Origin of the sequence: Pedobacter psychroterrae (genome assembly GCF_004331695.1) — a bacterium.
Lineage (GTDB): Bacteria > Bacteroidota > Bacteroidia > Sphingobacteriales > Sphingobacteriaceae > Pedobacter > Pedobacter psychroterrae.
This window is the reverse complement of sequence record NZ_SJSL01000006.1, coordinates 176,207-197,122: the sequence shown is the minus strand read 5'-3', so window position 1 is coordinate 197,122 and position 20,916 is coordinate 176,207. Positions and strand designations below refer to the sequence as shown.

16 protein-coding genes are annotated in these 20,916 nt (G+C 42.0%); 13 read left to right on the top strand and 3 right to left on the bottom strand.

The window, feature by feature from the left end; translation table 11 throughout:
- The first annotated feature begins 221 nt into the window (after positions 1-221).
- Genes EZ437_RS18045 through bshB1 form a run of 3 tightly spaced genes read left to right on the top strand, consistent with a single transcriptional unit; the run spans position 222 to position 2,061 of the window.
- Complete coding sequence (locus EZ437_RS18045; RefSeq protein ID WP_131597465.1) at positions 222-839, top strand: DUF4294 domain-containing protein; 618 nt, start codon at positions 222-224, stop codon at positions 837-839.
- A gap of 3 nt (positions 840-842) precedes the next feature.
- Entirely contained in the window at positions 843-1,319 is a 477-nt protein-coding gene (locus EZ437_RS18040; protein ID WP_131597464.1) for a glutathione peroxidase, read from the top strand.
- A gap of 25 nt (positions 1,320-1,344) precedes the next feature.
- The gene (bshB1, locus tag EZ437_RS18035) at positions 1,345-2,061 is read left to right on the top strand and encodes a bacillithiol biosynthesis deacetylase BshB1 (RefSeq protein ID WP_131597463.1); all 717 of its coding nucleotides are present in this window, start codon (positions 1,345-1,347) and stop codon (positions 2,059-2,061) included.
- Here bshB1 and lat read toward each other — a convergent pair.
- Together lat and EZ437_RS18025 are read right to left on the bottom strand one after the other, a co-directional pair.
- The gene (gene lat, locus EZ437_RS18030; RefSeq protein WP_131597462.1) at positions 2,058-3,395 is read right to left on the bottom strand and encodes an L-lysine 6-transaminase; all 1,338 of its coding nucleotides are present in this window, start codon (positions 3,393-3,395) and stop codon (positions 2,058-2,060) included. The two genes, bshB1 and lat, sit on opposite strands and share 4 nt — an antisense overlap.
- Positions 3,396-3,464: 69 nt before the next feature.
- Positions 3,465-3,653, bottom strand: coding sequence for a hypothetical protein (locus EZ437_RS18025; RefSeq protein WP_131597461.1), 189 nt, complete (start codon positions 3,651-3,653; stop codon positions 3,465-3,467).
- Between the two features lie 126 nt (positions 3,654-3,779).
- Here EZ437_RS18025 and EZ437_RS18020 point away from each other — a divergent pair, with 126 nt between their 5' ends.
- The 10 genes from EZ437_RS18020 to EZ437_RS17975 all read left to right on the top strand — a co-directional run bounded on the left by EZ437_RS18020 (position 3,780) and on the right by EZ437_RS17975 (position 19,909).
- The gene (locus EZ437_RS18020; RefSeq protein ID WP_131597460.1) at positions 3,780-5,627 is read left to right on the top strand and encodes a 7TM diverse intracellular signaling domain-containing protein; all 1,848 of its coding nucleotides are present in this window, start codon (positions 3,780-3,782) and stop codon (positions 5,625-5,627) included.
- Between the two features lie 485 nt (positions 5,628-6,112).
- Positions 6,113-9,358 (top strand): SusC/RagA family TonB-linked outer membrane protein, encoded by a 3,246-nt coding sequence (locus tag EZ437_RS18015; RefSeq protein ID WP_131597459.1) that lies wholly within the window; start codon positions 6,113-6,115, stop codon positions 9,356-9,358.
- Positions 9,359-9,371: 13 nt separating this feature from the next.
- Complete coding sequence (locus EZ437_RS18010) at positions 9,372-11,351, top strand: RagB/SusD family nutrient uptake outer membrane protein (RefSeq protein ID WP_225869615.1); 1,980 nt, start codon at positions 9,372-9,374, stop codon at positions 11,349-11,351.
- A gap of 20 nt (positions 11,352-11,371) precedes the next feature.
- Positions 11,372-12,598 carry a DUF5000 domain-containing lipoprotein gene (locus tag EZ437_RS18005; RefSeq protein WP_131597458.1) on the top strand — a complete coding sequence of 409 codons (1,227 nt, stop codon included), beginning with the start codon at positions 11,372-11,374 and terminating at the stop codon, positions 12,596-12,598.
- Between the two features lie 38 nt (positions 12,599-12,636).
- Entirely contained in the window at positions 12,637-13,983 is a 1,347-nt protein-coding gene (locus tag EZ437_RS18000; protein WP_131597457.1) for a DUF4998 domain-containing protein, read from the top strand.
- Positions 13,984-14,028: 45 nt separating this feature from the next.
- A complete protein-coding gene (locus EZ437_RS17995) occupies positions 14,029-15,807 on the top strand; it encodes a glycoside hydrolase family 9 protein (protein WP_131597456.1) in 1,779 nt (592 codons plus the stop codon).
- A 15-nt stretch (positions 15,808-15,822) separates the two neighbouring features.
- Positions 15,823-16,608 carry a ThuA domain-containing protein gene (locus EZ437_RS17990; RefSeq protein WP_131597455.1) on the top strand — a complete coding sequence of 262 codons (786 nt, stop codon included), beginning with the start codon at positions 15,823-15,825 and terminating at the stop codon, positions 16,606-16,608.
- On the top strand, positions 16,605-17,804 hold the full coding sequence (locus EZ437_RS17985; protein ID WP_131597454.1) for a DUF5009 domain-containing protein: 1,200 nt from the start codon (positions 16,605-16,607) through the stop codon (positions 17,802-17,804). The genes EZ437_RS17990 and EZ437_RS17985 overlap by 4 nt, the downstream gene beginning before the upstream one ends.
- A gap of 28 nt (positions 17,805-17,832) precedes the next feature.
- Entirely contained in the window at positions 17,833-18,906 is a 1,074-nt protein-coding gene (locus EZ437_RS17980) for a family 20 glycosylhydrolase (RefSeq protein WP_131597453.1), read from the top strand.
- 7 nt (positions 18,907-18,913) lie between these two features.
- Positions 18,914-19,909, top strand: a complete 996-nt coding sequence (locus EZ437_RS17975) for a glycoside hydrolase family 18 protein (protein ID WP_131597452.1) — start codon at positions 18,914-18,916, stop codon at positions 19,907-19,909.
- Here EZ437_RS17975 and EZ437_RS17970 read toward each other — a convergent pair.
- Complete coding sequence (locus EZ437_RS17970; RefSeq protein WP_131597451.1) at positions 19,899-20,795, bottom strand: 1-aminocyclopropane-1-carboxylate deaminase/D-cysteine desulfhydrase; 897 nt, start codon at positions 20,793-20,795, stop codon at positions 19,899-19,901. The two genes, EZ437_RS17975 and EZ437_RS17970, sit on opposite strands and share 11 nt — an antisense overlap.
- Positions 20,796-20,916 lie beyond the last annotated feature (121 nt).

Here is a 20,916-nt window from a genome sequence, read left to right as displayed (position 1 = left end):
GACTTACTTTGTTTTTCTTCCAGATCAGGATCTTTATAAGTTTTTTTACAAATATCGTTCCTGCAGAACAATAAACCATTAAAATTTAAGTTTGTCAATGTAATGGATAATTGTTTTATTTACGTAAAAAAGTACAAATATTTATCTGCAAATGGTTATATTAGAATGATTTTAATATAACTAGATACAAAATAGCAGTACCTTTACAGGAGCATAAATTTATGAAAATTAATAGGTTATTTATTCTGTTTATTGTCATTATTAGTGTTGCTTCAGCAAAGGCACAGGTGGGAGTGGTATCAGTAAAAATGCCTGAACTGGGTAAAAATGATACCATTCGGGTAGCGGGTACAAATGTTGACGGAGAGATGATCCCCTGGATCCCCCTGAATGAAGTGGTCATTTACGGCTATCGGATATTTAAAACACCGGCCGACAGAACTGCCTATAATAAATTGAGGTACAATGTAATGAAAGTAATGCCTTATGCACTGTATGCTAAAAGAAGGTATGAGCAGCTGGAAAAGGACATTGCGCTTACTGAAGATAAAAAGGTACAAAAGAAGCTGGTAAAAAACTGCGATAAAGAGATAAAAGACATGTTTAACCGCGAGATCAAGGAGCTCACGATTACCCAGGGACAGATATTAACTAAGTTGATAGACAGGGAGGTAGGACGGACAACCTTTGATATTGTGAAGGAAACTAAAGGAGGGTTTACCGCATTTCTGTATCAATCGGTAGCGCGTGTGGTGGGGCATAACCTAAAAAGCACTTATAACCCACAGGAAGAAAGGGATATAGAATCTATCATCATTTCCTCCGGATTTTACCAATAAACCATGTCTGATCAAGCAACAAGCATTCACCAATTTGGGATAAAACTTATCAATGGTAAAGAAAAGAAACTTTCTGAATATAAAGGTAAGGTGCTTTTGATTGTGAATATAGCCTCTGAATGTGGTTTTGCACCTCAATTACAAGAATTGCAGCAGCTCAGGGATGTGCTTTCTGGTAGTGATTTTGAGGTTTTGGGATTCCCTTCTAATGATTTTGGCAGACAGGAGCCTCTTGACGGGGAGGATATCGTTACCTTTTGTGAAGTGAATCATGGAGTTCAGTTTCCTGTTTTTCAAAAAATCATGATCCGTGGCGACCAGGCACACCCGCTTTACAAATTCTTAACTAAGACCTCTACTCCAAGATGGAACTTCCATAAATACTTAATTAATAAAGAAGGGGAGGTAATAGATTATTTTTTTCCTTTTACCAAGCCGCTTTCCTCCAAGGTAAGAAAGAAAATACAAAAATTGCTTTGACAACAAATTCGTTTTAAAAACCATCATGAAATTAGATATACTGGTATTGGCTGTACATCCCGACGATGCGGAATTAGGGTGTTCGGGTACTATACTTAAACACATAGCACTGGGAAAAAAAGTAGGCATCGTAGATTTTACAAGAGGCGAGCTGGGTACAAGGGGAACCGCTGAGACTAGGGATCAGGAAGCCGCAGATTCAGCAAAGATTTTAGGTCTTCATACCCGTGAAAATTTAGGGTTTAGAGATGGGTTTTTTAAAAATGATGAGGCCCATCAGCTTGAAGTGATCAAAATGATTCGTAAATACCAGCCTGAAATAGTGTTGTCTAATGCGTTGGAAGACAGACATCCTGATCATGGCAGGGCAGGGGATTTGGCAAATGATGCTTGTTTTCTATCCGGTTTGGTGAAGATCAATACACAACTGGATGGAAAAGAACAGCAGGCATGGAGGCCAAGGCTGCTGTTTCAGTACATCCAGGACCGCTACCTTAAACCAGACATCATTGTAGACATTACCCCATATATTGAAACCAAAATAGCATCAATTAAGGCATTTAAAACCCAGTTTTTCAATCCTGAACTGGATGCACCTGATACTTATATTTCCTCGCCGGATTTCTTTGAGAGCGTAATTGGAAGGTCCCGCGAATATGGAAAATCTATAGGGGTAACTTATGCAGAAGGTTTTACCTCGCGCAAGTTCCTTGGGATCGATAACCTTTTTAATTTGTTTTAAGGAAGCAGTTCAGGTAGTATCTTTTCCATTACAGCGATACCCTCATCGATGTGTTTTTTCTCCATGCAGAGTGATGGCCTGAACCGTATTGTCTGGCTACCGCAACCAAGGAACATTACATTATTCTGTAACCCCTTTTGTATAAAAGTGTCACGCATGCCTTTATCCGGAAAATCAAAAGCACATAGCAGACCTCTTCCGCGCACATTGCTCATATGGCTATATTTTGAAGCCAAATGTTCCAGCCTGGTTTTTAAGTATTCACCAACTATGGCGGCATTTTCACAAAGATTATCTTCAGCTATAATCTGCAGTATTTGCGATGAACGGACCATATCTACCAAATTTCCTCCCCAGGTAGAGTTGATCCTTGATGACACCTTAAATACATTGTTTTCTACTTCATCTACTTTTTTGCCGACCAATATGCCGCATACCTGCATTTTTTTACCAAATGCTACAATATCGGGACGTGCCTTTTCACTAAAATGCTGATGACACCAGAATTTGCCGGTTAGTCCAACGCCGGTCTGCACTTCATCGTAGATTAAAAATGCATCGTTTTCATCAGCCAGGGCCTTAAGTTGGACCAGGAATTCTTCTCTGAAGTGATTATCTCCACCCTCAGATTGAATAGGTTCAATGATTATGGCGCAGATGTCATCTTTGTTGTCAGCAAAAGCTTGCTTTATTTGGATTATGGACTCTTCTTCAGTTTTCCGTACCTGATGCAGGTTATCTCCTTCCAATGGAAATTTTAATACAGGGGTCGAAACCCTTGGCCAGTCAAACTTAGCGAACCATTTAGTCTTATCAGGAAGGGTATTGGTTAAGCTTAATGTATAGCCGGTTCTTCCATGAAAAGCTTTTTCAAAATGCAGGACTTTAAAACCCTTTTCTTCTTTACATCCTTTGGCAAAGTTTTTTTGAACCTTCCAGTCCATAGCTACCTTAAGCGCATTTTCTATGGCTAATCCCCCGCCTGCGATGAAAAATGCATGAGGTAGATAGTCCGGTATACCATGTTTGGAAAATGTATCGACAAATTGTGCATATTGCTGAGTATAGACATCTGAGTTGGAAGGATTGGCCAATGCAGCTTGTAAAAGATTGTCCTTAAAGGCCTCATCATTGATCATCTTTGGATGGTTATATCCCAATGGAACAGATGCAAAGCAGGTGAAAAAATCTAATAACGTGCGCTTATTTTTAGAATCATAAATATATACCCCATTGCTTTTCGCGATATCGTAGGTCAGGTCAAATCCATCCGCTAAAATATGCTTGCTTAGTGTCTCATTTACTTTGTCAGGGCTTATATTTAGTTGATACATAGTTTCTTGTTTAGGTACTTGCCAAAAGTAATCAAAACCCAACGAAGTACCCAACATGTGCCAGGTAGTTTATTGCACTACTCCATTATTGGCTATCCTGCTTATGGCAAATTTTCCTTTCGATAGGTCTGTATCTTTATCTCTGCCCCAATCTCTGTCTTCCCTGAAATCTTCATCAGCGTGAAAATAGTATACCGGTTTTTTAGGAAATGAATACTTGGTGGCATGGGGTTCATGGTGATCAGCTTTCGTTTTCATAGGGATTATTTTTTAAGGATGCGAATTAGCTTTCTATAATTTAAAAGATTAACAATCCTCATGATAAATGGTTTTTTTAAAAAAAAAGTTCAGCATAAAAGAAATTATTGGCTATGTTTATTTGCAATGCGACCGATCAGATTCTTTATCATTACCACAATTTTGCTAAGTCTGGCAAGGTATACGGATGCCCAACAGGTTCATGCTATTGATGACAATGTTCCCCATTATATTTTTAGGTATGGTGAAATTGAAAGCCTGGAGGATAAAACACGGGCCCTGACTTTTGAAGAAATCCTAAGTCAGGAAACGGATGCCCAATTTAAACCAAACAAAATTTCCACGCCAAAGACTTTCAATGCTAATTCTGTTTACTGGTATAAGATTAAGATAAAATCCCTTCCCCAATCAAAAGAGAATTGGATACTTGAATTTTTTGATCAGACAATTGATGACATAAATTTCTACGCCCCAGATCAAAATGGAAAGTACGAGCATTTTAGATTTGGCGCGCAATACCGGTTTAGTGAAAGAAAATATCTTCATAAGAATTTCTTGTATGATCTTGACAATTCAAAACCCGGAATAAAAACCTATTATATAAGTATCCGGTCATCGCAGGTGGCGAGTGTTATCGTAGTGCTGAGACATATGCGCTGGTTTGTCCAGTATTCAATAAAGGAGTATATTCTTTTTGGATTATTTTATGGGATGGTTGCCGTATTTGGGTTGTATAATCTTTTGATGTATTTAGCTATCAGGCAGATCCAATACCTTTATTATGTACTCTATAATTTAAGCATTGGGCTATACGAAATGTGTATAGATGGAGTAGCGTTTCAATACTTGTGGCCTGATTATCCTGATTGGAACAGGTATGCTTATGGACCTGCCTTATATTTAACCAGTTTGTTTGGTTTACTTTTTACCTTGAATTTCTTGTATGTCAGAAGTAAAGCCCCAAAACTTTATTGGCTTATTATCTTCATAATTGTGCTTAGGACTGGATTTTTCTTTTGCTGTATTTATAATCCTCATTTATTTACTTATAAAATAATAGAAATACTGCCTGTAGGGGTAGCCCTGACTGCGGGTATATATATATTTAAGGGAGGCTATCGTCCTGGTCAGTTTTTTGTAATAGGGTATTCATTTCTGCTGCTTGGTTTTCTTGTAAAATTGCTTGTCCTTATCAACGTTCCCTGGTTGCCTTATGGACCGATCTCGCATTACAGTTTAAGTATCTGCTTTGTAATAGAAATGGTATTGGTATCCTTTGCCATCGGCGATAATATCCGCACATTGAGAAAGAAGAAAGAAAAGGTGCAGAAGCGCATTATCACCCAGCTCCAAATAAATGAACGTTTGAAAGATACGCTAAATAGGGAACTGAGTAGTTTGGTGGATGAGCGAACAAAAGAGGTGATGGATAAAGCTGCAATTATTGAGAAGCAAAATGAAGAGATTTCATTAATGAATGCAATGCTGGAAAAGGATAATCAGGAACTGCACCTTAATATTGAAAAAGTAACCAGGGCAAGGGTTATGTCGCATGAAGTTGATTTTGCGGAGTTCAGCAAGATTTATCCTGACAGGGAAACCTGCTTTAAATATCTTTCTGAGCTCAAATGGGTAAATGGATATGCTTGCAGGAAATGCAGTAATGAGCATTATCTTTCGGGTTCGCTTCCTTTCAGCAGAAGATGTACGAAGTGCGGTTATGATGAATCAGTGATTGCTTATACCATTTTTCAGAACAGCAGGATTCCCATCAATAAAGCATTTTATATGTTGTTTTTGGTCTATTCAACGAAAGGAAAGATTACATCATACAAATTGTCTGAGATGTTGTTAATACGGCAAAGTACGTGTTGGGCGTATAACAGCAAAATGCAAAAAATACTTTCAGAGCGAAAAAGTGAGCTAAAGAATGCCGGAGAAGGAGGATGGAACAGGCTAATCTTTGAATCTTGATATGCCTTAAACCGGATAATTTATGCCGATTGTAAGAAATAACATAGGCAGGCCTGTTTTTTCTAATGTTTTTTTAGCGTATCGCTATAAATTCTTTCCATTCTCTAAATGTATCATTATCAAGGATAAGGCATAATGCCGCTTGTTGCTGAAGCGTATTGGGTTATGGTGTAACATTCTATTTATCAGTATGTTGTGATCTTTTTTTCTTGCACTTATGCTATCATTACAATAGCTTTACATTCGTTAATAACCAAATTTAAACCAAACCGAAATTACATGAACAAAACTAGACCTAACCATTCTTAAATCCGCCGCGTTCCCCTGGTTGTGTACACTTTACTTACAGGCATAATCTTAATAGCATTGATCAGTTTTTGTACTGATCCGATATAAAGTAACTACATACTTTAACCAGCCAAGGGAATTTTTAGCCTGAAAATTATTGATCAATAATAACTTCTAAATCAATTACTAAAAGTATTATGAATTTTAAATTTTATCTTTTTTTAAAGAAAATCAGTTTTGCAAACGTTTTCATACTTGTATTACTGGTCTTAATATCCCAAAAGGGGCTTGCTCAGGAGCAACTGAAAGTCAGGGGTTCAGTAAGGGACTCTGTAGGCATTGTTCCCGGAGTCGGCGTGGCTGTAAATGGCACAGCCATTGGTACCTCGACCGACGGAAATGGAAATTACAGCCTCAATGTGCCAACAAGCGGAACCCTGGTGTTCACATTTGTCGGCTTCGTAACACAGCGGTTCGATATCAAGAGCCTGAAAGCTTCGTCAAACGGAGATTATGTCTTGGACGTAGTACTGATGCCTGATGACAATGCGCTGGAAGAAGTTGCCGTCGTCGGTTTTGGTGTACAAAAGAAGACTACAATGGTTGGAGCGGTGACCACAATTAACCCAAAGGAATTGAAAGGGCCCACAAGTAATCTTACTCAAATGCTGGCCGGTCGCCTGGGCGGTGTAATCGCTTATCAGCGAAGCGGTGAACCGGGTTCTGATAATGCTAACTTTTTTGTAAGGGGGCTGGGTTCCTTTGGCGCCGGGCAGGTTAGTCCACTGATCTTGATTGACGGAGTGGAGTCTACGCAAAATGACCTGGCAAGACTTCAACCAGATGATATTGCTAATTTTTCTGTGCTGAAGGATGCAACAGCAGCGGCAGTATATGGGGCACGTGGTGCCAACGGTATTATTCTGGTAACGACTAAAGTCGGGGAGTCGGGAAAAACGAAATTCGGTTTCCGCGTTGAAAATACTGTCTCAGGTAATACAGAGAACTTTCAGTTTGCAGACAACATCACTTATATGAAACTGGCCAATCAGGCCGCGCTTACCAGAAATGAACTGGCCCTGCCATATACGCAGACAAAAATTGACCGCACCGCTGCGGGTGCAAATCCTTACTTGTATCCAAGCAATAACTGGATTGACCAGATCATAAAGGATTATACGGCCAATCAGCGGTACAATATGAATGTTTCCGGTGGTGCCGACAAAGCACGGTACTACATTGCCGGCACCTTCAATGTTGATAACGGTGTATATAAAGTGGATAAGCTCAATAATTTCAATAATAACGTAAAACTGTTAAATTATTCCATTAGGTCAAACGTTTCTATTCAGTTTACCAAAAGCACAAAAGCAGAGGTCAGGGTGTACGGTCAGTTTGATGATTATAATGGCCCGCTCGGTGGTGGTAAACAGATTTTCCAGACTGCTATTGCGGCTAATCCAGTGATGTTCCCGGCAATGTATCCGGCAGAATATTCTACAGGTTTGAAACATCCTATGTTTGGGAATGCAATAGTACCCTATATTCAGGGATCATCACTCGGTGGCGGACTATATAACAATCCTTATGCACTGCTTGTACAGGGATACCGGGAGGAAAACAAATCTAATCTGCAACCTCAAGTAGAGCTGCATCAGGATCTGGAAGCGCTCATTCCGGGATTAAAATTTAGGTTTATGGGCTATGTTCAGCGAAATTCTGCATTCTCAATCAGCCGTGGATATAATCCATTTTACTATTCAGCCAATTCATTAGATGGTCAGGGAATCAGTTTGACAGCAATCAATCCTGGTGGCCCGGGCTCACTCGGAATTACAGGTAGTGAATACCTGAGTTACGGAGAGGGACTGAAAGAAATAAAATCTGCGTTGTATACTGAAACAGCATTAAACTACAATAATGTGTTTAAGGAAGACCATGCTCTGGGAGCGATGGTGGTAACCACCATGAGAAATTCACTCAGCGGAAACGCAGGCAGTTTGGAACTGTCACTGCCAAAAAGAAACCTGGGTGTTTCCGGAAGGGTAACTTACGGCTACAAAGAAAAGTATCTTACAGAGTTTAACTTTGGATACAACGGAACAGAACGTTTTGCCGCCAATAATCGCTATGGTTTCTTCCCGGCGATAGGTTTTGGCTATAATGTGTCTAATGAATCTTTCTTTAAACCTTTGACAGGTGTAATCAGCAAATTTAAATTAAGAGGCACGTATGGTATGAACGGGAACGATGCTATAGGTAGCGATACCGATAGGTTCTTCTACCTGTCAAATGTCAACCTTAATAACGGACCGGGTGCATCATTCGGTGAAGATCCGGGAAATTTATATACGCGTCCAGGCATAACTGTGCTTAGGTATGCAAACGACAGGATTACCTGGGAAACTTCAAGACAGCTCAATCTGGGTACAGACATCTCCCTTTTTAACGCCATAAACCTGACGATTGACGCTTACAGAAAGACCACTTCCAACATACTTCAGACCAGAAGTGCTGTGCCTACTACAATGGGTCTGCTTGCATCGGCTGTAGCCAATGTGGGTAAATCTCAGAGCCAGGGTATTGACTTTCAGGCAGATTATAATAAATCGTTTGGTCGTAAAACCTGGATGCAAGTGAGGGGTACCATGACGTATGCTACTAATAAGATATTGTTTTTTGATGAGCCAAGTTACCCGGCCAGCACAAGTTACCTCAGCAGAGTTGGCCGTTCTTTTGACCAGCAACTTGGCTTCGTAGCGGAGCGCTTGTTCACGGATGATATCGAGGTGGCTAATTCACCGAATCAAAATGCGATCTCGGGCGGTGTACCAGTAAGAGGTGGTGATATTAAATACCGTGATATGAATAATGACGGCGCGATCAATAATGATGACCGGATTTACATGGGGCTGCCTACTACACCTGAAATTGTTTATGGCTTTGGATTCTCTCTTACTCAAGGAAGTTTTGACTTAAACGCACAAATGCAGGGCTCAGCACGCTCCTCTCTGTTCATCAATTCCGGAGGCTTCAATTTCGATAACCTCAGTCAGAGCGGTATTTCACCATTCGTACAGGCTGGTGGCTACCAAAGCGGCTTGCTAAGCGCCATCGCTGACGATCATTGGTCAGAGGACAATCGTAATGCATATGCTTTTTGGCCGAGGTTAAGCAGTGTACTAGCGCCCAATAATACAGTACGGTCCAACTGGTGGATGCGTGACGGTGCATTTCTGCGTCTGCAGCAGGTCGAGGTTGGATTCACACCAAAAGAAAAGTTACTGACCAGATTCGGACTCAGCAACCTTAGGATTTATGCGAGCGCGAGAAATCTTTTCGCCTTCAGTAATTTCAAGCTGTGGGATCCTGAGATGGCCGGAAACGGTTTGGATTATCCACTTCAGCGGGTTTATAATATTGGTTTAAATGTTGGTTTTTAGTAGGAGGATGAAGATGAAAAATAATATAAAACATGCAGCAAAGGGTTTTTTAAGACCTATTGCTCAATTTAAAATGCTAGCGCTCTTGATACCTGTACTTTTGATAATCTCTTCGTGTAAAAAGTATCTGGATATAGTACCCGACAATGTCGCTACTATAGATAATGCTTTTACCAGCAGAAATGAGGCAGAGAAGTATCTGTTTACCTGTTATTCCTATTTGCCTCAAAATGGAGGTGCGACAACCAATATAGGATTGCTGGGAGGGGACGAGATATGGATCCCTAAATCAAGAAGGGGCACGCTGGAAAATTTCAATATGTCATGGGACATTGCCCTGGGCACTCAAAACGTCGGTTCGCCGCTCGCGAACTTCTGGGATGGCGCAAATACTGGCGGCTCCGGTCTATGGAAAGCTATCAGACAATGCAATATTTTTATTGAAAACGTGTCGGACAATAGCAAAGTGCTGGACCTCACTCCCGATGACAGAGCAAGATGGCTGGGCGAAGCAAAGTTTTTGAAGGCTTTTTACCATTATTATTTATTGCGGATGTATGGTCCGATTCCTATAATGGACGGAAACCTGGATATTTTTGCGTCTACGGACGAAATGAAAGTAAGGCGTTTGCCATTTGATGAATGTGTAGATTACATCGCTAAATTACTTGACGAAGCTACGGTTGACTTACCACTGATCATTGGCGACAGGGGTTCTGAGCTGGGAAGAATTACAAAACCTATTTCGCTATCCATCAAGGCAAAATTGCTTCTGTTAGCGGCCAGCCCATTGTTTAATGGAAATCCTGATTACATAGGTTTTAAGGACAATCAGGGTGTTCTGTTGTTTAACAGTACATTTCAGCAGGCTAAATGGGAGCGTGCAGCGGTTGCAGCAAAAGAGGCTTTAGACGCAAGTGAAACGGCTGGCCACGTTTTATATAAATTTCAGCCGATTGGTTTTAAGATCTCAGATACTACTGCCCTGCAAATGAATATCAGAAATGCCATAACAGAAAGATGGAATAACGAAAAGATCTGGGGTTTATCAAACAGTGCAGCCGGTAACCTTCAAAGAGCTGCAATGGGTGCTTTAACTACTGCCTTCAATCCTAACAATTCAAATGGGCAGTTGTCCGTTCCGTTAAAGATGGTAGAACTTTTCTATACCAACAACGGGGTGCCGATTACAGAAGATAAGACGCATAATTTCGTCAACAAGAACCAGTTGCGTACGGGAGTAGCAGAAGAACGTTTTTACATCAGTCAGGGATACCAGACTGCCAGGATAAACTTCGACCGTGAGCCGCGTTTTTATGCCGATCTTGGTTTTGACGGGGGTGTTTGGTATATGATCAACAATAACCCAAGTCCGAATGGAACAGACAACGGGACTTTCTTCATGCAGGCCAGGTATACCCAACCAGGTAACTCCGGTGCTGAAGGATACTATAATGAAACGGGATATTTTGTGAAAAAACTGGTAGACTGGAACCTGGTAAATTCAGCGAGTGCCAACACAGTTAGAAACTATGAATGGCCTGAGATCAGACTTGCAGAGGTTTATCTCATGTATGCGGAGGCATTAAATGAAGCAAAGGGCCCGGGTGAGCAAGACATTTTTACCTACCTTGACAAAATCAGAGAAAGGGCTGGTCTTGCAGGCGTAAAAGAATCATGGACCAACTACTCAACTAATGCTGCAAAATTTACTACAAAGGAAGGACTCCGTGCCATTATCAAGCAGGAGCGGGGGATAGAACTTGCGTTTGAAGGAAGCCGCTTTTGGGATTTGCGCAGGTGGAAAGATGCTGTTACGCAGTTAAATGCACCAATAAATGGCTGGTCAATTTCTCAGACCAATCCGGTATCGTACTATCAGCCCCGGACAGTATACCAACAGACCTTTGTAGCGCCAAGAGATTATTTATGGCCGATCAGAAATTCCAACATTATTATAAATTCTAATTTGGTTCAAAACCCAGGATGGTAATTAATTAAAAATTATTAAAGATGAAAGTATTAAAGTCACTGTTGATAATACCGATACTCATTATCGGATTATCTGGATGTAAGGAATCGAAAATAGGCCCGCAAACAAATAACACCACTCCTCCGGGACCTGTCACACAGGTAAGGGTAGTAAATGAGCCCGGTCAGGTAAAACTTACCTATAATCTGCCATCAGAGCAGGATCTATCTTATGTAAAGGCCGTTTACATGCTCGCCAGCGGTGAAGAAAGAGTGGTAAAATCCTCTTTTTACACCAATCAGCTATTGGTAGACGGGTTCGGAGACACCGAAGAACACGAGATTAAACTCTATGCCGTAAATAAAAGTGAAGTTGCTTCTGAGCCGGTTACTGTAAAAGTTAAGCCACTGGAAAATCCAATTTTTGATGTATTTAGAAGTCTAAAGGTATTGCCGGATTTTGCCGGTATCAATATCCAGGCTAAAAATATGACAAGAAGAGATATTGCAATCATTCCGATGAGAAAAGACGGTTACAAAGGCTGGGTAGCATTTGATGGTATTTACACCTCTTCTGACTCCGTTAGCCGCGATATACGTGGTCTGGATACGCTGTCTTTCGAGGTTGCCGTAATCGTAAGAGACCGTTTTCTTAATCAGACAGATACGTTATTTACCACGGTAAAACCGTTATTTGAGACAGCACTCGCTAAAAACAAATATAAAACCATGGCTCCTTCTATATGGCCTGGAGATCAGCGCTCTAATTTTTCGAATGCTGGTACCGCAGATACTGGTGTCCACAGGATGTGGGACGGTGAAACGCAAGTTTTTCCAAGTTGTGCTTATACACCGCCAACAACCACTGATGCCGGCCCGCATTCTATCACCTTTGATGTCGGTCAACTTGCCCAGCTAAGCCGGATTGTAATCTGGGATTATCCTGAAACAATAAATGGCTTAAAAACCTGGTATTATAGAGGTAATATGAAAAACTTCGAAATATGGGGCTCAGCCAATCCAAATCCGGACGGAAGTTACGACAGCTGGGTTAAATTAGGTACTTATACTTCTGTTAAGCCATCCGGACTTGTAGGGTATGGTGATCTTTCTGCTGAAGATAGAGAAATAGCAGCCGCAGGTTTCAGCTGGAAGTTTAGAGTTGATGTTCCGAAGTTGAGGTACCTGCGTATCAAATGTAATCAAAACTGGATGGGTACTCAATTCTTAATGATTACGGAAGTTCAGGTATATGGTAATCCAAACTAGGCCAATAGACAGTTTCATAACCCATTAAAAAATAGAAAATGAAAAATATTTTTAGCAAACACATTTCATTTATTATGTTGTTAGGCATCGCTATCGGCTTTGCGTCTTGCACCAAGATGAATGATTATCAGGAGTATACAAAATCGGGAGAAATTTCCTATACTGGAAAAATAGACTCATTAAAGATCTTCCCGGGACATGACAGGGTACTTGTGAAAGGTTTGTTCATTTCCGACCCCAAAGTGAAATCCCTTAGGATCTACTGGAATAACAGGAGAGATTCTGTTGTAATACCAGTTACCCGTACGAATGGTGTAGACACCTTAAAAAGAATTCTTACAGGATTGTCAGAAGGGACCCAGAACTTTGAAGTTTTTACCTACGACGGATTGGGTAATCCTTCTATCATCGTCAGGGCTAGCGCAAATGTGTATGGCGAACGCTATACCGCTTCTCTAATCAACAGGCCAATTGCTTCTGTTGAACTGGGTAATGATGGTAACACGACTGTGGACTGGGGGGATGTGGACAAAACAACAGGCGTATTGTCTTCTGAAATCGTATATACAAAAACGAATGGAACTACTGCGACGGTAAAAGTACCGGTTGCTTCTGCTCAAACAATCCTTCCTTCTTATAAGTATGGCAGTACTTTCACTTACCATACCGGATACTTGCCTGATACTTTAAGTATTGATACATTTTATACAGCAGATGCCATTATAAATGTAAAAACAAATGTGACGGAAGATTTTATCATCAATCCAGGTAAAATGGACCCTAAGAGTGCTACAGGCCAGAAATTTCAACCTGTTAGCCTATCGGAGGGCGCAGTGGTAGCTGGTAATGCAGCGACCTGGCGTAAATTGGCAGGCTGGATCTCCAATGCACAGGCAAATAACTGGGGTACAGGATTTGGTACTTATGGTACATGGGTAGAAAGAACTGCGGAGACTATCGCGAATTTTGGGACGCTCTCTCTCGAGGCGGGCAAGAACACTACAACTCCTGCGCTGAATGTAATGACCAATGGCAAAATCTATCAGACTAAGTTGCTCCCTGCAGGTGAGTATACTTTTGAGGCAAGGGTTGGTAATGCAGGTGCAAACAGCGCGATGTACCTTGTAGCCAGTGCCGGCTCAGAGCTTCCCGATATAGAAGTGTTTACAAGCAAGCCCAGCAACAGCACGTTTGCTGGTCAGCCCACCGACGCAGCTTATTTTCCGATCACTGTGGCTGCCCAAGGATACAATGTCAGTGTTAATTTTACCATACAACAGCCTACACAGGTATCATTCGGTTTTGTAGCAACGCTTAAGGGAACAACAACTACCAATCAATTTCTTAAGATCTCGGGTGTGAGAATGAAATCTCTGGCCTATTAATTATTCGTATCTTCAAATCTCAGTCTCATGCAATAAACAGCATATATGAACAGCAAAATTATTAATGGTTCTTTATTGGTCATGTTACTTTTCATGGCCATCACTACCAGAGCTTCAGAAGTTCAAATACTTGTCAACCAGGTTGCATATAATCTTAGGGGACCTAAAACGGCAATTGTTAAAAGCAATGTGCCGCTTGATAATAATCTGCGCTTTCAAATAATAACAGCAGCAGACAATGCTGCTGTTTTTTCAGGGAAGATAGAAAAGGCTCAGCAAATGGCCGACTGGGGAACGGAAGTATCTTACAACCGCATTGATTTTTCCGGATTTACTAAGACAGGTGCCTATAAGATTCAGCTTGCCGTAAACGGGAAAATCTATCAGTCCTACAACTTTACCATTGATGAAGCTGCCATTTCTAAAATCGCTATTCCGGCTATCACAGACTTTTTCTTTCATCAGCGTGCCAGCTCTCCGCAAGAACAGGAAGCAGACAAGAGTATTCTCCTGTTCGGTAGTGACAAGACAGTGGACCTAAGTGGAGGATGGTGTGATGCCTCGGGCGATGTAAGCAAGTATTTTTCGCACCTTGCCTATACAAATTTTATGCTGCCTCAACAGATTCCTATGGTTACGTGGTCTATGGCCAATACTGTGGAGGCTATTCCTGCGTTGCTTGATCAAATTGGCGCAGGTGAAAACCTCAAAAAGGAAGGACTTTATGGCGCAGATTATATCATGCGCTCATTGTCGCCCGAAGGCTATTTCTATATGACTGTATTCAGCTATTTTGATAAAAACCCAAAGGCACGCAGGGTGGTTGGCCTGCTTGCCGATAGTAAGACAACCTCCGACTATCAGTGTGCTTACCGCGAAGGCGGCGGAATGGCAGTCGCATCCCTCGCCAGGGTATCTCAATGGAAAACGCATGGTGACTTTTCTTCACAGCAATACCTTGACGCTGCAGAAAGGGCCTTCGCACACTTGCAGCAGTTCAGCACCAAATATGCAGATGACGGCAAAGACAACATCATCGACGATTACTGCGCATTGATGGCAGCTGCGGAGCTTTGGAAAGCTACGGGTAAGGAGATCTATCGTAACGAAGCCCGCAGGCGTGCAGGCAACCTGCACAAAAGACTTTCTCCTGCCGGATACTTTATCGCTAACGACAGCAAGCGACCATTTTGGCATGCTGCAGATGCAGGCCTGCCCATCATCGCATTGGCACGGTACCTGGATATGGAAACAGACGGCAAATTTAGAAATACGGCCTTATCAACTATAAAAACTGCGATTGACTATAACCTTAAAATAACCAATGAGACCATCAATCCTTTTGGATATGCCCGCCAGAGTTTTCTGTATAAGGATAAAGTACAGAACGGCTTTTTCATCCCGCACGAAAATGAAAGCGGATGGTGGTGGCAGGGCGAAAATGCCCGTTTAGGTTCACTTGCAGCGGCGGCAATAGTAGGAGGAAGGCTGGTTTACCCCGGAAAAGGCCCTTATGGAGTAAAATCTGAACTGGCAGAATTTGCAGGCAATCTGGTCTCATGGATACTAGGCTGCAACCCCTACAATATGTGTATGATGTATGGATATGGACAGAACAATGTCCCTTATATGGCCGCAATGTATGGTCATGGTACCGGAAAAGGGGGGATCTCTAATGGGATTACCGGCAAGGATGGCAGAGGGGATGGCTCCGGACTGGATTTTAAAGTAGAAGACAATGGTAATGAGTGGCGCTGGAGCGAACAGTGGATTCCGCACACAGGATGGTTTTTACAGGCAGTAACAGCAATGGCCACAAATTAAGTTAACAGAGATCACATGAGAAATAAAACAATACTACCGCTGCTTGTCCTGATGCTTTTATCAGTAGCTGTCATTGCCGGGCCTAAGCCCCCAAAATTCAAGGCCCTCGTACTCACCGAAAGAGGGGGAGGTCATGAAGGATTTGTGGTAGCAGCGCTGGAATGGCTCAATGCGTTTGCCGATAAAAATAATTTTGAAATTACGGTGATCAATGATGCCAAGAACCTGGATGAAACTTACTTGTCTAACTATAAAGTCTTTATCCAGCTAAACTTTCCGCCTTATACCTGGAGCGAAAAATCGATGGCGGCCTTTACCAAATATATAGAAGAGGGCCGCGGTGGCTGGGTGGGCTTCCATCATGCTACCTTACTGGGTGAGTTTGACGGTTATCCAATGTGGAACTGGTTTTCTGATTTCATGGGCGGCATCCGTTTTAAGAACTACATCGCTCCAAGGGCCTCAGGAACCGTACATGTAGAGCAGAAGAAACATCCGGTAATGAAAGGCCTCCCAGCTTCGTTCGTTATTCCTGATGATGAGTGGTATACTTTCAATAAAAATCCACGTCCCAATGTGAAGGTGCTGGCTACAGTAGATGAATCAAGCTATCAGCCGCCATCAGATATAAAGATGGGAGATCATCCGGTGATATGGGTGAATGAAAAGATGAAGGCGCGCAATGTGTATTTTCTGATTGGCCACCATGCCAATCTGCTAAAATCTGAAGAATTTAAAAAGATGTTTGCCAATGCCATCTTATGGGCTGCGGCCAATAAAGGAGATAATATTAAATTATGAGCATCACCATACTTAAAGCGCCAAGGATCTTATCTATTGATATCATGCGCGGACTCACCCTGTTCCTGATGCTCTTTGTGAACGACCTCTATTCAAATGGGGTGCCCAAATGGTTGCACCATACAGAAGGCAGTACCGACGGAATGGGACTGGCCGACTGGGTCTTTCCCGGATTCCTTTTTATGGTGGGGATGTCCATTCCGCACGCACTGATTTCCCGGCAGAAAAAGGGTGAAGGCAAACTTAAAATATTCGCACACATTATTTTAAGGACCTTAAGTCTTTTATTGATAGGGGTCCTGATGATGAACGCGGGTAGTTTGAATGAAGAATTAAGCGGAATCGACAGCAACCTTTGGGCAATATTGTTGTATGTTTCTATTTTCCTGGTATGGAACCATTATCCGGAAAATGGAAATAAAAAATACCTGTATGCTGGGCTGAAATTACTTGGTCTGATCGGGATTGCGGTTTTGGCATTTATATTTAAAAGAGGGGATGTTGAAGATCCTGAATGGCTGGAAATTGGTTGGTGGGGTATATTAGGCCTGATAGGCTGGGGCTATTTCGTGGCGGCTACAGCCTCTTTGTTCCTTAGATCTAAATTGATTCCGGTGATCATCTTATGGCTGGTTTTTATCGGGTTAAATATCCTTTCCCAATTAGGAATGACCGGTTGGCTGGATTTTTTAACACCTGTTTTTGGTGTAATAGTGAGCGGTAATGTCCCTTCAATTGTTTTAGCGGGACTTACGGTAAGCCTTATCTTGAGCCAGAAATCATTAGGCCCGGACAGGATCGTGCTGATCATAGCTGCTCTGGGTCTGATGTGTCTTGCTGCTGGTTTTTTTCTGCGCAACTGGTTTATTATTTCAAAAATATATGGCACGCCGAGCTGGGCATTAATTTGCAATGGAATCAGCATGCTCATCTATGCGCTATTGTACTTGATTGTTGATTGGAAAGCTAAGGTTTCCTGGGCAGGGATGTTCCAGGCTGCAGGCAAAAATTCACTGACAACTTATCTCGCCCCCGATGTAATTTATTTTATCTGCTGGGGTATGGGCTTTAATATTTTCATTTACAAACAGGACAGCAGCGCATTGCTGGCCGTGGGAGGCTCATTGGCATGGGCAGCAGCCATGATCGGTTTTGCTGTGTTGCTCTCAAAAATTCATATCCGTTTGAAACTTTAAATACAATATTATAATTCCATTAGCTGCTATGAAAAAAATAATTTTAGTATTCCTTCTGCTGACTGGCGTCCTTGGTTTTGCCAAAGCTCAGGATGTATTGCCCGTCCGTGGACTCTGCATCGCCGCACCCGATGCGGACCACCTTGACCCTTTTATCAAATTTATCGATGAAGAGCTTTCCTCGCGTAAGGTCAATACCCTGGTGCTAAGGGTAGATTTCAATTACCAGTTTAAAAGCCGGCCTGAGTTAAGAGAGAAGAATGCCTTGTCCAAAAAAGATGTACAGCAATTAGTTGCCGTTTGTAAGCGTCACAACATTCGCCTCATCCCGCAGATCAACCTGCTGGGCCATCAGTCCTGGGCAGCTAAGATCGGAAACTTGCTCAAAGTATACCCACAGTTTGACGAAACACCACATGTTCAGATGCCTGAAAAATACGAATGGCCCAATGCGGACGGACTGTATTGTAAAAGCTATTGCCCATTACATCCTGAAGTTCACAATGTTGTATTTGATTTGGTTGATGAGATCTGTGATGCATTTGAAACGGATGCTTTTCATGCCGGAATGGACGAGGTCTTCTACATCGGCGATGATAAATGTCCCCGTTGCGCCGGCCTAGATAAAGCTGAATTGTTTGCCAATGAAGTCAATAAGATCAGCAACCATCTTGTTTTAAAAAAGCGGCAGCTCTGGATCTGGGGCGATCGTTTGCTGGATGGTAAAACCACAGGACTCGGACTCTGGGAGGCTAGCATGAACAATACACACCGTGCGGTAGACCTGATCAATAAAAATGTAATGATCTGCGACTGGCATTATGACCGGCCGGACCAGACAGCTGTTTATTTTGCGATGAAAGGCTTATCTGTGATCACTTGTCCCTGGAAAAAGCCAGACAATGCAATTGCACAGACTAGAGATCTTTTAGAATCAAGAAAGTATGCAACATCAGCGCTAAAACCACGCTTCCAAGGAATGATGCAAACTATTTGGTCGGGCGCAAATTCCTTTCTGGATGAATTTTACGGACGGAAAGCAGCCGGTCCGGAAAGCGAATCTGCCTGTTTCAAAGCACTTTTTAATGAACTAAATAAATAACTTTTATATGATGAAATTAATGAAATCGTTCCTGTTTCTAGTGTTGATCAGTATTACGTATGTTGCTCAAGCGCAAAAAGTAGTGGTCGCCTATGTCACTTCCTGGACTAAAGTAATGCCCGATCCTGCCTATGTGACCCATATAAATTATGCGTTTGGTCATGTAAACAATATGTTCAATGGAATCCGTATTGACAATCCGAATCGCTTAAAACAGCTGACCGCCTTAAAAGAAAAGTCGCCGGGATTGAAAGTCATGATCTCTATCGGTGGCTGGGGAAGTGGACGGTTTAGTGAGATGGCCGCGGCAGACAGCAACCGAAATAAATTTGCAGAAGACTGTTTAAGGGTAGTCAATGAATTTAAGCTTGATGGGATAGACATCGACTGGGAGTATCCTACCAGTGCTACGGCCAAAATATCAGCATCTCCTGATGATACCAAAAATTACACCTTGCTGATGAATGCCATCAGACTCAAGATCGGTAACAACAAATTATTGACGCTGGCTTCCGTGGCTGATGCTAAATATGTTGATTTCAAGGCCATTGAGCCTGTGGTCAATTTTGTAAACATCATGACCTATGATATGGGAAATCCGCCTTACCACCATGCTGGTCTGTACAGGTCTAAATATACCAGGGGAATTAGTGTAGATGAAGCAGTAACGGCACATGTTAGTGCTGGAATGCCCTTAAGCAAACTTGTTTTGGGTATTCCTTTTTACGGACATGGAAAAGATGGCATCAAGGGCTTTATTGACTATAAGGAAATCCTGGAACTAAAAGGCTATCAAAACAAATGGGATGACCTGGCAAAGGTACCTTATCTGGAAAATGATAAAGGCGATTTTGTGTGTACTTATGAAGATCCAAAGTCTATCGCTATAAAATGTGATTACCTGCTTGGCCGCGGCATGCTCGGTGCGATGTACTGGGAATATGCCGGCGATACGGATGATGGTATTTTAAGAAAAGCAGTACATTCGGGTGTCAATAAATAAACTTGCCCTTCATGCCCATAATGCCGAGCAGTCCGCCTGTATGCAACGCCATAATCTGATCAGTTTTTTTAAAATAACCTTTAGCCGTCAGGTCATCAATGGCATAAAAAAGCTTGGAAGTATAGACCGGGTCAATCAACACCCCCTCCTGGCCGACGAATGCTTTGATATACTCAATAAGCGCGGGCTGCGTTTTTGCATAGCCGCCAAAATGATAATCTGTATGCAGTACCAGTTGTTTGGTACTGCCTGCATATTTTAACACCTCATCTGCTATAAATTCTCCTCCTTTTAAAACCGGGACCACATGCAGCATAGTCTTCAGGCCATTTGCATGTATCCCTTTTAGCAAACCAGCTGCAGTTGTACCCGTACCCGCCGCACAAAATAAATGTGTGATCCCATCGGGGCAGTCGACCATCAGTTCATCGACGATTTCTGCACATCCTTTCACAGCCTCGGCACTTGCCCCGCCCTCATCTACAAAATAAGCTTCGGGATCATCACCAAAATGAACACTAAACAATAATGGTTTATTGCGGTATTGTTCGCGGTCGGTAAAGATGAGGGTCATCCCAAAAAGCCTGCAGAGCAACAGCATCTCATTTTCTATACACGCTACAGCATCTCCGCGTACAAATGCAGTACTCTTAAACCCTTTCCGGGCGCAAGCAGCAGCGGTAGCAACAAGGTGATTTGAATAAGCACCACCAAAGGTAACCAGGTGTACTTTATTTAGTTCTATAGCTTTTTTTAGGACGTATTTCAACTTACGCCACTTGTTTCCAGATATATACGGGTCGATCAGATCATCTCTCTTTATGAGGATCTGAGCTCTGGAGTGGTGTTTTAACTGTTGTACCGGGCTGTAAATATCTGCAAACATCTGAACAAATATATCACCCTTTTATCAAAAGCCTTAAAAGGATTAAGGTTTGAAATATATTTTTCTTATCAGATAAGGGAAAAAGTTGAAGATAATCTTCACATTTTGGGTAAAATTTTTC

Coding starts and splice junctions, on each gene's coding strand:
- EZ437_RS18045 (WP_131597465.1), top strand. CDS start 222: ATGAAAATTAATAGGTTATTTATTCTGTTTATTGTCATTATTAGTGTT.
- EZ437_RS18040 (WP_131597464.1), top strand. CDS start 843: ATGTCTGATCAAGCAACAAGCATTCACCAATTTGGGATAAAACTTATC.
- bshB1 (WP_131597463.1), top strand. CDS start 1,345: ATGAAATTAGATATACTGGTATTGGCTGTACATCCCGACGATGCGGAA.
- lat (WP_131597462.1), bottom strand. CDS start 3,395: ATGTATCAACTAAATATAAGCCCTGACAAAGTAAATGAGACACTAAGC.
- EZ437_RS18025 (WP_131597461.1), bottom strand. CDS start 3,653: ATGAAAACGAAAGCTGATCACCATGAACCCCATGCCACCAAGTATTCA.
- EZ437_RS18020 (WP_131597460.1), top strand. CDS start 3,780: ATGCGACCGATCAGATTCTTTATCATTACCACAATTTTGCTAAGTCTG.
- EZ437_RS18015 (WP_131597459.1), top strand. CDS start 6,113: ATGAATTTTAAATTTTATCTTTTTTTAAAGAAAATCAGTTTTGCAAAC.
- EZ437_RS18010 (WP_225869615.1), top strand. CDS start 9,372: ATGAAAAATAATATAAAACATGCAGCAAAGGGTTTTTTAAGACCTATT.
- EZ437_RS18005 (WP_131597458.1), top strand. CDS start 11,372: ATGAAAGTATTAAAGTCACTGTTGATAATACCGATACTCATTATCGGA.
- EZ437_RS18000 (WP_131597457.1), top strand. CDS start 12,637: ATGAAAAATATTTTTAGCAAACACATTTCATTTATTATGTTGTTAGGC.
- EZ437_RS17995 (WP_131597456.1), top strand. CDS start 14,029: ATGAACAGCAAAATTATTAATGGTTCTTTATTGGTCATGTTACTTTTC.
- EZ437_RS17990 (WP_131597455.1), top strand. CDS start 15,823: ATGAGAAATAAAACAATACTACCGCTGCTTGTCCTGATGCTTTTATCA.
- EZ437_RS17985 (WP_131597454.1), top strand. CDS start 16,605: ATGAGCATCACCATACTTAAAGCGCCAAGGATCTTATCTATTGATATC.
- EZ437_RS17980 (WP_131597453.1), top strand. CDS start 17,833: ATGAAAAAAATAATTTTAGTATTCCTTCTGCTGACTGGCGTCCTTGGT.
- EZ437_RS17975 (WP_131597452.1), top strand. CDS start 18,914: ATGATGAAATTAATGAAATCGTTCCTGTTTCTAGTGTTGATCAGTATT.
- EZ437_RS17970 (WP_131597451.1), bottom strand. CDS start 20,795: ATGTTTGCAGATATTTACAGCCCGGTACAACAGTTAAAACACCACTCC.